Raw genomic sequence first — 13,312 nt, 5'->3', positions numbered from 1 at the left:
TTTCGTCAATGACCATCCACAACTCGCGGCAGCCCCAACGGATTACCCTCGCGCAGAGCCTCCGGCAGCAGGGCATCGGGAAAGCCCTGGTAAGCCACCGGGCGCAGGAAGCGCTCGATGGCGGTCATGCCCACCGAAGTAAAACGACTGTCCGAGGTCGCCGGAAACGGCCCGCCATGCACGGTGGCGAAACACACTTCCTGCGGATGGGCGAAGGCATTGACCACGATGCGTCCGGTGCGTCGCTCCAGGGTTGGCAGCAAGCGACGGGCCAGTGGCAAATCGTCCTGTTCAAGATGCAGGGTCGCGCTGAGTTGCCCCTTCAATGAGCGCGCGACCCGCAACAGTTCATCTTCATCCCTGACCTTCACCAGCAGCGCGAACGGGCCGAATACCTCCTGCGAAAGCAACGTCTCGGCGAGAAAGCGTTGGCCATCGACCTCGAACAGCGCCGAGCGGCCATCGAATTCTGCGGTCGATGTCGAGCCAACGGCGACGAGGCTGGCGCCGGCGCTTTCCATTGTACACAGCCCTTTCAGGTACGCCCCATGGATGCCCGGTGTCAGCATCGTGCGTGCCGGTGCTTCGCTCACGCGTTTGCTCATGGCGTGGCGCAGCGCTGCAAATCCTGGACCTTCGACGGCAACCAGAATGGCCGGTTTGAGGCAGGCTTGCCCGACGTTGACCAGCATGCGCTCAACAAAGCCATCACCGATCTGCGCGCCGCGTTCGGCGAGAGCCTGGGGCAGGATGAAGGTCGGGTTGACGCTGGTCATTTCGGCGAAGACCGGAATCGGATCGGAACGTAACTGCGCACGCCGATACAGCGCCATGCCACCTTGTTCGGAACCGGTGAAGGTCACGGCCTTGATCAGCGGATGATCGACCAGCGCTTCGCCGATGGCATTGCCGGAGCCGCGCACCATGGAGAACACGCCTTCGGGCAATTCGCTGTCTTGCACCGCCTGGCGGATAGCGCGGGCCTGGATTTCCGAGGCGCCGGGATGCGCGTTGTGCGCCTTGAGAATGACGGTCGAACCCGCCGCCAGCGCCGACGCAGTATCGCCGCCGGCCACCGAGTAGGCGATGGGGAAATTGCTCGCGCCGAAAATCGCCACCGGGCCGATGGCGATTTTTTGCAGGCGATGGTCCATGCGCGGGCGTGGCTGGCGCTCCGGTTGTGCGGGATCAATGGCCAGTTGCAGGAAGCGCCCGGTGCGCACCACATCGGCGAACTGGCGGAACTGGGTGGCCGTTTTGATTGCCTCGCCTTCCAGTTGTGCCTCGGGTACGCCGGTTTCCAGGGCGGCCCGTGCAGCCAGCGCTCCACGAACGCTATCGAGATTGTCGGCGATGCGTTCGAGAAACGCCGCACGCACGGCAAGCGTGGTATGGCTGTAGACATCGAATGCTTCATCGGCCAGGGTCGCAGCCCGGTCGACATCGGCCACACCACCCAGTGCGAACGCCGGTTCAATCGGCTGGTTGATCGCGGGATTGAGCGCCTTCAGGGTGCCTTCGCTGGCGGCGACATCGCTGGCACCGATCAGCAGTTTGCCGGTCAACTGCATCACGCACCTGCCTTTGCCAGCGCGGCAACCAGTTCATCGGTGGTCAGGATGGCGTGAGCGAAGGTCGGGCCGTTGAGCTCATGGGCCGAATGCATCATTTCCGGTTTGAAGGCGGCGGTCGCATCCCGTACCAGGGTGACGTGATAGCCGAGTTCCTGAGCGTAACGGGCGGTTGCCTCGATGCAGGTATTGGCCAGCAGGCCGACGATGATCACGTGGGTGATACCTTTCTGCTTGAGGCGGAAATCGAGGTCGGTATTGGCAAAACCGCTGGAGCCCCAATGCTCCTGCACGACGATGTCGCCGTCCTTCGGCGCGAAGTCGGGGTGCCATTCACCGCCCCATTCGCCCCGTGCGAAGTGGTGCATATGCATGACCTTGCACTGGGTGGGGCTTGGGTGATCCCAGTTTTCGTAGTCGCCTTTTTCCCAGCGGCGGTGCGGTACGATGACCACCGGGATGTTGAGCGCGCGAATGGTGCGATCAAGCGTACGCAGGTTGTCGAGCAGGCCGACTTGCTTGGCAATGGGCTCGATCAAGGGGTAGATCTTTCCGCCGTCCGACAGAAAGTCGTTGTAGGGGTCGACCAACAGATAGGCAGTCCGGTCAAGAGGGTAGGTGGCATTGGACATGACGGTTCTCCGCAAAATAATCCGTGGATGGTGAAGTGTAGTTGCTCAAAATTTACGTAGATATGATAATCATAGTAACTAGGAAAGAGGCAATACCGCATGTCGGTGAAAACAACTGTTTCTGAAACCCTGTGTCCGATTTCCCGGGCCGAAGCCGTCGTGGGCGACCGCTGGACGGTGCTGGTCTTGCGCGAACTGTTCATGGGCAGCCATCGCTTTGACGACATCCAGGCGCAGACCGGCGGTACGCCGCAAATGGTCGCGGCGCGCTTGAAAAGCATGGAGGCCGACGGGCTCGTAGAGCGCCGCGCTTACAGCGAACGGCCAAAACGCTACGAATATCACCTCACGGAAAAAGGCGACGCGTTTTACTCGGTGGTCCTGGCGTTGCGGGCCTGGGGTGAAACCTGGTGCAAGTCGCCCGAGGAAGGCCTGGCGGTGGTGTATACCCACCGCAGTTGCGGCGAGCCCGCCGGGCTCGGTCCGCTTTGCGCCCATTGCGGGCAGCCCCTGCGCCGCGCCGACCTGATCAGTGAGCCAAGTGCCGCCTATGTCGCCGAACGCAGCGCCCGGCGCGAAGCGTTCAAGGGCAGTCGCGGGGCCGATCCGGTAACAGCGAGGGAATAAGACCAACGACGTGCCGGCAGTTGCGGCTTTGTATCCGCAGGTATCCGCAACGCCCGCCGTTACCCCAGCATACAAAACCGCCGTTTCCCGACACCCGGGCGATACACGACAGCCTTCAAATGGAACCACCGGCATCGCGCCACTTTCGGCGCGACCCGGCGTGGTTCAACTGGAGGAAAGACAATGTTGCGTACCCACACCCGTCACACCCTCGGCAAGCTTGGTCTGGTCCTGGCCGCCGCAGGGCTCGCGACCGTAGCGAGCCTCTCTCAAGCCCAGGAAACCCAGCCGGCCCCGGCGATGAAAAGCTGGCAGCAGGGCCTGCACCGCACCGACCTGGTACACGAAGACCTGGGCGCCGCCAACCGCGAAGTCCTTCAGGTGCTCGTGGACTTCGATCCGGGCGTGACGTCGCCCAAACATGCTCACCCGGGTGTAGAGGTGGCGCATGTGATCAGCGGCACCTTCGAGTATCAACTGGAAGGGCGGGCACCGGTGACGCTCAAGGCCGGTGACTCGTTGTACATTCCCGAAGGCGTCGCCCATGTGGCGAAGAACGTGGGCCAGGGCAAGGCCTCGGAACTGGCGACCTACATCGTGAACAAAGGCGAGCCGCTGCTGATCCTCAAGCAGTAGGCGAGTGTTTGTAGGAGCGAACTCGCTCGCGATGGTCTTGAGAGCGCTGCGTTTAGCCAGTAAACACGCGTTATCGTTAACGACCATCGTCGGTGCGTAATTACATTACTACTGACCAGGCATTTGCGTTCGTGGTGATCACCGTTTGTATTCGGTTGACCAATGCCCGCACAAGAGACGAGCGACAGAGAGCGGCCAGAAGCGGTCATGCACTGTCGACAAAATAAGGGCAATTCGCAGCTATCACTGTAAGTGCTCTGACAGTCGCCGATTTTTTAGGGGGCCAATGTCCTCAACCTCGTCTGGCTATACGGTATCATCGAAATCTCAATGCGCGATTGCCAGGATTCGCCATCACAGATGACTGTATTTGTGACCAAGAATTCCGAGCATGCGCAATCGGCAAGACGTTCAGTAAGGATGCAGGAATGGACTGGTCGTTTGTGAAAAGAATCACTCAGTTGCTGAGTAAAATTGGCGCTGAGGTTAGCTCGAAGGTTCAGCAGATAGCGAGGCGTAAACCCCTGTGTCAGTCGAAGATGCTGGCAATGCACAAGCTCCCTGTTGATCAGTCTCACACCAATGTTTTTGAGCCCTTGACGCCCGTTGTAATGTCGGATGAGCAGTCTGGTCGTTACCTAAACGAACTTCGTCATGCGTTGATGAACGATCAAGTACGAAATATCGCGATTACAGGCGACTACGGCGCCGGTAAAAGCAGCTTGATTCGAACGTTTGTAGCGAAGCATCCGGAGCTTACCTACGCATGGATCTCCCTTGCGACCTTCGGAAAAGACGGGGTCGTTGATTCCCCGATATCATCACTGCAAAGCGAAGGCGATGGGAGAGCAGATGTTTCCTCCAGCCAGTCCGAGGCGAAGGCAGAGGCAAAATTAGTTGAAAGGATAGAGGAAACCATCGTTCAGCAGTTGCTATATTCGGTTAAGGCAAAGGATTTGCCCAAGACCCGACTTAAGAGAATCGTCCAAGCTTCGAAATCATCCATCCTGTGGACATCGATTTTTTTAAGTGCTGTATTGATTGGCGGTACTCGACTATACGCGGAAAACCTGACAACCATTTGGGCAATCGAGCCAAGCTGGTTAGTTGATTTGCTGCTTTGTATTCCTGATTGGTTAGCCGCGTCATTGGTGGGTATTGGTGCATTCTTACTCATCTATCGTTTTACGAGCCTATTCTCGGCATTCAATATTGATGGCCTGACTGTGAAAGGTGGCAAGTTGGAGGCTACGAATCACGGATCGGTTCTTCATAAAAACGTCGACGAACTTATATATTGCTTCGAGCGGAGCAATATCGATGTGGTTTTGATTGAAGATCTGGATCGGTTTGGAATTCAGGACGTTTTCTTCAGGCTGCGCGAGATAAATCTCATAATAAAAAACTCACCTCAAATAAACAGGCCTATATTCTTCGTGTACGCCCTGCGCGATGAACTGTTTGTTTCGAGCGAAAAGACAAAGTTTTTTGATGTCATTATACCTGTGATACCGGTCGTCAATTTTGAAAACTCTCAGCAAAAGCTGATAGAACTGCTTTCAGTTCGCAAGATTAAAAATGAGACATTGTTTGATGGACTAGATCCAGTGCTGGTAGAGACTATTTCATACTATATCGACGATATGCGACTACTGAAAAATATTGTTAATGAATTTGATATGTATGCCAGTTTGTTGGCGTCGGAAATGAATTTAGACAGGAATAAGCTGCTTGCTATTATTTTTATAAGAAATTTATACCCTAAAGAGTACGCTGGATTGCTGCGCCGCGCTGGAGTTATTTATGATTTATTCAAGATTTTTGATTTGTGGAAGCTCGAACAAATATCTGACATAGAAGCCAAAGCTGACACTGAAAGATTAGAAATTAATCTCAGAAAAGAACTTGTCGCTAAAAATGTTATCGAATTGCGCGAACAACTTTGGTTCGAATTGCTCAGGCTGGCTGGAGCAGACTATGCTTCTCACTTTCAAGTGGATACTGGGCATGTCTACTCTATGTCACAGTTTTTGAATGACGAGATATTTGCCGAACTTGAAAAGGATGACGTGACCATCGCTGTGGGTAAGCCCGATTACGGATTTCAACAAATCGGTAAGCGAGTGAAGTTTTCGGCGGTTTTGAACATGAGTTCACCTTCATATTCGAAAAAGGTTAGCTTGCTTTCTACTAGCGCCGGGACACTCGCTTCTACCCTCAACAAACTGGGCGAAGAAAAAGACCGGGTGCAGCGATTACCGCTTAAAGGTGCGCTAGATTATAGAACTTTCAATGAGAAGGTTGTCAGTCATTTCTCCTCGATGAAGGCAATGAGCTATCTGGTCCGGGCTGGCTTTTTTAGCACCGACTACGCTGCCTACGTCGGTTACTTTTATGCAGGAGCATTGGGGATGGAGGATATGAACCTCATCCTAGATCTGAGGGCGGGGAGATTACCTGCTGTTGGCAGCTCTCTAGTCAACCCTAAACTAGTACTTTCAAAGTTGTCACATGCTGATCTTGAGGGCGGCAGAGGACTACTATCAGGTTTTATCGAATACCTTTGTGGTCCTTTGCAAAGTGACAGCATAGGCAAGCAGAAGCACTCTGCATTGGAGTCGATACTTGAGGGCAGCTTCGACCACCTAGACCGTATCTCAGAAGTAATTACTACGTTGTTGGATAGCGATTCGCTCTTGGGCTTTATGCGAGCTATCTACCACTATCAGGTCGGCCTTTACCAAGCAATATTGAAAACCAGTGAGCAATTCTCTGGCATACTGAGTCGCCAGAAACTTTTTATGGGTATATTATCATCGCTTAATATCGATGAGATTGACGACGTCGAAAGCGACCCCGAGGCCAGCTTTGTACCGTTGCTTGAGGCGCTTGACGATGTTTCGCTTTTGATTCCAACGCTCCTAGATCTAACGGGGGGCTGGAAGTACTTCACAACGCATCCTGTCGAGTTTCACAGTTTGGGTATAGGGCAGTCGGCGGAATCAATCAAACATTTGATAGGCTTGGGTTTCCTTAAACTAAATCTTCCAATGCTGGCTTTGGTAGAAGCCACTCTCGCACCAGACCGTCCGGCTGGCTCGGGCATTTCATACTATTCACTTAGTCAGCTGTCCATACCGGGGCTTGAGCGTTTGATCATGCGTAATTCATCATCATTTGTTCAGGTGTTACTCACTCAAGAGGGCATGCTTGCTGAAACCTCAGCGTCTTTGACGTGGCTGTTCAACAGTATCGATAAGCATCAGGATCTTATGTTTGAGTTGCTGGAGCGAACGGATGCTATCTTTGAAATGATTGAGTCTGTGCCAGAGGTCTTGTGGCCTAATATACTCAGTAGCGACTCGATTTTGCCGTCAAAGGATACGATCTATATATGTTTTGATTATTTTTATTACACTGAAGATGGTGAGTTTGTGGCAGCTGATCCTGCTTCGGATGAGACGACCAATATAGAACAGACGTCTGCTTTCCTCGGGTTTGTGACTAGACATGCAGATGCGCTTAAAAGCGTCTTATGGACGGATAAAGGGAATGCTACTAATGATCTGCAAAAGACACTGTTGTCGGATAGCCGAGTTAGCGACGCTTCAATCCGCATGCTTCTTTCAGAGACTGTGCTGGAAGATTTTTCGGTGCTGTCGGAAATAAAACCAAGCCGCTGGGCGATGTTAGTCATTTTGGATTACCTTCCTTACGACCAGGCGGTGCTGGCTTGCATCACTGAGAAAGCTCCGCTATGCATTGCTACCTATCTGACTGAGCGATGGACTGAAGCAGCGAAAGATTTTGATCCGCTGACAGCCAGCATGGACGTCCTGATTGGGGTGACTAAGAGTGCGGCGGTGACGATCATGGAGAAGGTGGATCTCTGGAAAGGTATCAGTGGCGACCTTTTCAAGGAGCACGCGGGAGCTAGGGCAGAGATCGCTAGAATTTGTGAGGTTGGTAATCGGACTAACGTGACCTTCCCATCGTCTACCTGCGTTCACATGCTTTGGTTCGTTTCGACTGACACCTCCATACCTTCCAGACAGCGTATTGAGGCGTTTTTGCAGGTCGTGGCCACAAAGGGGGTGGAGTGGTCCCACGCGGCCCAGTTCTTGGAAAACCTTGATGAAGATGGATTCAAAAGGCTCGCCAAAAAAGACCGCAGATTCACTGTCCTTAACTCGGATGTAAATCTGCGTCTGATCAATGCTCTTAGGGCAAAGGGCTTTGTCGGCAAGGCCACTGAGAAAAAAGAAAAGATCGTCGTCAGCGTGATGACCAGCGCGCTGAAATAACGGCGTGTTCTGCCCACCGGCCGACATGTCGGGAAGGTGAAGCTAGCGATCTGCTAGCGCTTCATTGGTCGAAAAAAGACTAAGGTCAATTGCGTTGTAGTGTTGATCGCCTCCCACGCCGTGGAGTGCGGTCAGATCGTGGTCCTATCCACCGTCACGGTTTTTGGAATTTCGGGCTGTGTAGTCGAAAGCAGCCCCTCGTGTCAGGCAGCAGTCGACTGATTACTGCCCTTGGCGACAGGCAGAAAACGGCCAAAAGCGGTCGTCGAATTTCTAGAAAATCCGAAGCGATTCAGAGGCGTCTCGCGGACAAGGCCAGACTATTCTGTACGGCTGAGGCATCTGCACTCCTGGTGTGACAACCATCCGCCTTAGCTCAACAAAATCTGCGTCCAAAAGGTTTCTGAAATGCTCAGCCTCTTCCGGCAAAGTTAAAGAGATGTACTTTTCCGCCGATACACTCTCGGGCTTATTGAGGGAACATCATGCTTGGATATCTTGGCATCACCGGAACAGCTATTGAGGCTCTGTTAAAAGTTGTATCCGCTAGCGGCGCCACAGCCGCACCGCCAGCGGAGCTGGATCACGCGAGGGTGCAAGCCGAAACAATGGCAAGCATTGTCCTTGCTCAAGCAAAAGCCCAGCAGGAGCAGGCTATTGCGCTCCGAATAGCATGTGCCGAAGAAGTACAAATCGAAGAGTTTTACGATACCTCGGGTAAGGGGCAACTTGGGGTTTCCGTAAAGGAGGAGGGGTTTACAGCCGGATTGACTGGAGACGGTCGTCGTGTGACGAAGCGGATCATCCGATTTACAGGTAACCCGTGCCCGGAGGAGATTTACCAAGATTTTCTTCTAGGGAATGGCTTCAAGGCTCAGCCTAAACGTGAGCAATGATTACCTGCTCTAGTAAATGTCAGCATGGTCACCGTTGCTATATACCGAAATGGTGCCAACCGGCGTTACGCTCAACATGTAGGTTTTCGCGGCCAAACCTTTATTATGGCGGCCGCCTGTTGAGAAAATCATACATGTTAAATCTCTTGTGCTGTGCTGCATTCATACGTTAAAGGTATAGATCATGGATAGATCCGAAGAGCCGAGTTTAAAAGCGTACGGCTTTCTTGAAGCAGTGACGTTTCCAGGAGAAAAGTCCAATCCGAGAGGGCGAATAAACCTCGTCTTAGACTCAATTAAAACTGAAGCAATCGAAACCGGTACTGCCCATAACCGACTCGCCGCCGATTTACTGATTGTTCGCATCCTTACTACCCGCGGTCGACTGGAATCGTTATTCCCTACCGTGAACTGGGATGAGGGGGAATGGGTAGAGCTTGAGTTACAGGATAGCCCAGGCTTTCCTCGCGCGTGGTTCCTCTCAGCTGAGGCTAACTATAGCGGCTCAGTAGTCAGGACCAACCTCATCAGCGCCACCGCTTTATCCGGCAATCCTCTAAGACCTACCAAGGTGGTGGACAAGCTACAAGAGCTCTGTGCGCCGACTGCCGCCGTTCGCATTCAAAAGCAGAACCAACATTCTCCAAAAGATCGTATCTCCGGCCCATTCGTGAGAGTCGTCGACGTAGGTCATGCTAGTTTTTCAACGGTTCATGAGGGCAATCACATCGACTCAAAAATACTTGGCTATTTCGATGTGGGTGGTCCTGTATTTTTCCATCACCGAACCTTCCCCACTAGATTTTTGGAGGCAGGACGAGTACCCGCCTCAGGCTTCGTAGTCCTGTCGCATTGGGATTTCGACCATTACTCACTTGCAGTAAGCAAAGTTCCAGCACTCAGATCGCTTAACTGGTACGCCCCGGATCAACCAGTAGGCCCTAATGCGGCTTCTTTACAACTGAAGCTTGGTTCAAGGTTGTCCTTGATGTCGGCACCCACCTACTCGCTCACTCCCAGCATCCATCTTTGGAAGGGAAATGGTGCTTTGACCGACAGAAACGGTAGCGGGTATGTGATGACGATTACCAGAGCTGGTGGCGATGTCCTGCTTTCCGGTGATGTGCCCTACTCTATGCTGCCACCTGGCGTGGGAAACCAGCTAGTTGCGCTTGCGGTGACGCATCACGGCGGCTCATTTACGGGTAGCCCACCAGCGCCACTCAAGACAGGAGCTACTGCGGCGGTTTCATATGGCTTACCAAATCGCTATCACCACCCGCATGCGCCCTCGATTGATTTGCATAAGACAGCAGGATGGAAAATAGCACCAACTTACATAACAGCGAAAAAGCGCGGAGATGTCTGGTTATAATGAAGATGGTTATTGCCTCGAGCTGTAAGCGCAGTGAAGCAGCGTGCTTTGCCGGTCAAATCCGGACTAAATTGGTCTTTTAAGAGAAAGACCAAAAGCATAAAATGACTAATAGCTGTCTAAGGACGATTTACGTCACCGTAAAAATGAGACATGGAGTTAAATGCGATTCACTTTATTGTCAACTGCTGTGTCAAACGGCTTGCCTGATGACCCATTAAATGTGTGAGTCAGCCGCCACAGCTACGCCAGCCCATAACATCATGGACATACTAGAAAATCCATAACGGAGTATTAATTTAAAATGATTAGTGCTTTAAGTATTTTAAGCGGTGTTGCATTTAGCTTTACACTTCAAAGAGCAGGAAAAGCTTGGGATTTCTGGCTTGGCGAAAAGAGCATTGCCGAGGAAAAGAAAAAATACGAGTTAGAAAAGTACTGGTTTGCCTTCGCTCGGCAATCGTGGAGCCGACTATATCAACGTGCAGCGCTATTAGCCGAGAAAATGCTAAGCGGTATATTTGGCAAGCAGCCATTCAGTGCTGAAAGCATTTTGAAATTTAGCATCTTCTCGATTGCACTTAACTGCCTGCTTGCCATTGCACCGACAATTATTTCGGGAAAACCCCTAGCGTCTACTGCTCACAATTTAACCTTATGGATTAAAATCACAGCTGCATTTGTTTTAATTAATGCAGTTTTAGACTGTCTTGCTTATTTGTTAACCAGATCTTTACTCAGGCACCCACCACATTCCATTGTGGGCATAATTATCTCATTTTCATTAGTTGTAGCCATTGGCTGGCTAGCCACAACGATTTCGCTTGTTGTAGGGGGCGCAATGACCACAATACCTTTATTAGATAACCCATTCAGCAAAGAAGCATTTACGACTGTTCTGCTACCAATAATGCAGGGCTGGTTTTTCAACCAACTGCTGCACCCTTTTGACTCAAATGTAGCAATCCAAGGCATTAACATGGGATACATTGCACTGGGAGCCATACCATCTTTATTAATATTGATTAGCACGTTATCACTAATGTTAGTCTTGAAGGTAGCCGCTGACAGGCTTCACTTCATAACTTCTAAGTATTTCGGCCGAGTACTGGATGACAAGAAAAGCTTCTATGAACATTTGGGATTCATCGCTTCCTTAGTACTAATATTATTATATTGGATCTTTTTTGGTGTGTTTTATTTACTAAGCTCATGAAAACGCACATTGCTGTGCTGGAAACTTCCGCGGATCAAGCCTTATCATGGAGAGCATGCCCCCTAGCATCTATGGAGCTTCACGAGGAGTTATTATTTTTTAGCGTTATATGGCTGCCACTTTAATTTTCAGCGAAGGGAGTCGACGAGCGAATATCGGCAGCGAATATGGAGGCCCGCCGGTCCCAACCGGGATATTAATCGAAGGTCTGCAATTAGCCGTTTTCTGTCTTCCACGAAGGGCAGCTATGGGTCCAGGCTGTGTGAAAACGCCAGTGTTTGTCTAACCTTCTGATCGTCTAGATCGTATTAGGGGCGATCATGAAACGATTCATTGAAGGTGAGGCTCGGACGCAAGTCACGTTGCTGCCTGAGTGCCTGGACGATTACGTAGCCGAAGAAAATCCAGTGCGAGTGGTCGACGTTTTCGTCGATGAACTCGACCTGGGTGCACTTGGATTTGAAGGTGTTGATCCTGCTGCAACGGGGCGTCCGGCCTACCATCCCGCGATCTTGCTGAAGATCTATATCTACGGCTACCTCAATCGGATTCAGTCCAGCCGCCGGCTGGAACGGGAGGCCGAGCGCAATGTCGAGTTGATGTGGCTGACGGGACGTTTGGCTCCGGACTTCAAAACCATTGCCGACTTTCGCAAAGACAACGGCAAAGCCATTCGCAGCGTCTGCCGCCAGTTCGTAGTGCTTTGTCGCAACCTCAATCTCTTCTCCCAATCAATCATCGCCATCGATGGCAGCAAATTCAAAGCCGTCAATAATCGTGACCGTAACTTCACCCAGGGCAAAGTGAAGGCCCGCATGCAACAGATCGAGCAGAGCATTGACCGTTATCTGGCGGCGATGGATTCGGCGGATCGGGCAACGCCCGAAGTGGCCGAGGCCAAGGCCGAGCGGCTGAAAGAAAAGATAGAAACGCTGAAAAAGCAGATGCAAAAACTCAAGGACATCGAGGCGCAGCTTCACGACAGTCCAGACCAGCAAATCTCTCTTACCGATCCAGATGCACGCTCAATGGCCACGAGCGGCCGAGGCACCGGAACGGTTGGTTACAACGTCCAAACAGCTGTCGACGACAAACACCATCTGATCATTGCCCATGAGGTGACCAATGTTGGTAATGATCGTGGGCAACTGAGCAATATGGCGAACCAGGCGCGTGAAGAAATCGAGGCTGAATCGCTAACGGTGGTGGCCGACCGAGGCTATTACAAAGGTCTGGAAATCCTTGCTTGCGAGCAAGCCGGCATCACTACCTTCGTACCGAAACCCCTGACATCGGGCAGCAAAGCCGAAGGCCGATTTGGCAAGCAGGACTTCATCTACGTTGCTGCATCGGACGAGTATCGATGCCCTGCGGGACAGTTACTGACCCGGCGGTATTCGTCGGTGGAAGACGGCATGTTATTGCATTGTTACTACTTCTCGGGTTGCCAGTCCTGCTCAATGCAAAAGCAATGTACGACGGGTAAGGAGCGCCGTGTGAAACGCTGGGAGCATGAAGCCGTAGTCGATGCAATGCAGGCTCGGCTGGATCATGATCCAACGATGATGAGGCGTCGCCGCCAGACCGTTGAACATCCTTTTGGAACGCTCAAATACTGGATGGGAAGTACCCACTTCCTGACCAAAACCCTGCCGAGAGTGAGCACTGAGATGAGCCTTCACGTGCTCGCCTACAACCTCAAGCGAATGATGAACATCTTCGGCATCGCAGGATTGCTTGAGGCGATCAGGGCGTAAATCCAGCCGCTTGCTCGCCCGTGAGTAGCCGTTTGGGCCGCTGACGCGGCCCAAACGGCATTACGAATGCCTATGTCGCTAACTAGGGCTATTCGCGCTTTCACCTGCTGATTCCACAGGCAACCCTCGCGACTCTCAGTTTTCGACTTATTTAGTACGTTTTCACACAGCCTGGGTCGTTCTCTGCCGGTCATGGCCATGCGGCTTGCTGGTCAAATCCGATGCAAATAATTGGTCAGGTGGAATGCAAATGGATGGGGCAGTCTGTTCAGTTACCCAGTCGGAACGCCGCCCGGAG

At 52.2% G+C, this 13,312-nt stretch carries 9 protein-coding genes; 7 read left to right on the top strand and 2 right to left on the bottom strand.

What is annotated here, in order from left to right; translation table 11 throughout:
- Positions 1-5: 5 nt before the first annotated feature.
- Both KGB07_RS04050 and KGB07_RS04045 read right to left on the bottom strand, forming a co-directional pair.
- Positions 6-1,571: an aldehyde dehydrogenase (NADP(+)) gene (locus KGB07_RS04050; RefSeq protein WP_223464693.1), complete on the bottom strand. Its 1,566-nt coding sequence runs from the start codon at positions 1,569-1,571 to the stop codon at positions 6-8.
- Positions 1,571-2,203, bottom strand: coding sequence for an isochorismatase family cysteine hydrolase (locus tag KGB07_RS04045; RefSeq protein WP_046042501.1), 633 nt, complete (start codon positions 2,201-2,203; stop codon positions 1,571-1,573). The genes KGB07_RS04050 and KGB07_RS04045 overlap by 1 nt, the downstream gene beginning before the upstream one ends.
- 99 nt (positions 2,204-2,302) lie before the next feature.
- Here KGB07_RS04045 and KGB07_RS04040 point away from each other — a divergent pair, with 99 nt between their 5' ends.
- The 7 genes from KGB07_RS04040 to KGB07_RS04010 all read left to right on the top strand — a co-directional run bounded on the left by KGB07_RS04040 (position 2,303) and on the right by KGB07_RS04010 (position 13,014).
- Positions 2,303-2,830, top strand: a complete 528-nt coding sequence (locus KGB07_RS04040) for a winged helix-turn-helix transcriptional regulator (protein WP_223464640.1) — start codon at positions 2,303-2,305, stop codon at positions 2,828-2,830.
- Positions 2,831-3,013: 183 nt separating this feature from the next.
- Positions 3,014-3,466 (top strand): cupin domain-containing protein, encoded by a 453-nt coding sequence (locus KGB07_RS04035; RefSeq protein ID WP_223464639.1) that lies wholly within the window; start codon positions 3,014-3,016, stop codon positions 3,464-3,466.
- A gap of 428 nt (positions 3,467-3,894) precedes the next feature.
- A complete protein-coding gene (locus KGB07_RS04030) occupies positions 3,895-7,770 on the top strand; it encodes a hypothetical protein (protein WP_223464637.1) in 3,876 nt (1,291 codons plus the stop codon).
- A 485-nt stretch (positions 7,771-8,255) separates the two neighbouring features.
- Complete coding sequence (locus KGB07_RS04025; protein ID WP_223464636.1) at positions 8,256-8,666, top strand: hypothetical protein; 411 nt, start codon at positions 8,256-8,258, stop codon at positions 8,664-8,666.
- Positions 8,667-8,850: 184 nt separating this feature from the next.
- Positions 8,851-10,041 (top strand): hypothetical protein, encoded by a 1,191-nt coding sequence (locus tag KGB07_RS04020; protein ID WP_223464634.1) that lies wholly within the window; start codon positions 8,851-8,853, stop codon positions 10,039-10,041.
- Between the two features lie 304 nt (positions 10,042-10,345).
- Positions 10,346-11,257, top strand: coding sequence for a hypothetical protein (locus KGB07_RS04015; protein ID WP_223464632.1), 912 nt, complete (start codon positions 10,346-10,348; stop codon positions 11,255-11,257).
- A gap of 320 nt (positions 11,258-11,577) precedes the next feature.
- A complete protein-coding gene (locus KGB07_RS04010; protein WP_223464631.1) occupies positions 11,578-13,014 on the top strand; it encodes an IS1182 family transposase in 1,437 nt (478 codons plus the stop codon).
- Positions 13,015-13,312 lie beyond the last annotated feature (298 nt).

Source organism: Pseudomonas sp. GL-RE-26 (genome assembly GCF_019956275.1).
In the GTDB taxonomy this organism is placed as follows: Bacteria; Pseudomonadota; Gammaproteobacteria; order Pseudomonadales; family Pseudomonadaceae; genus Aquipseudomonas; species Aquipseudomonas grandcourensis.
The sequence above is the reverse complement of the archived record's forward strand: the minus strand, read 5'-3'. Positions and strand labels throughout refer to the sequence as shown.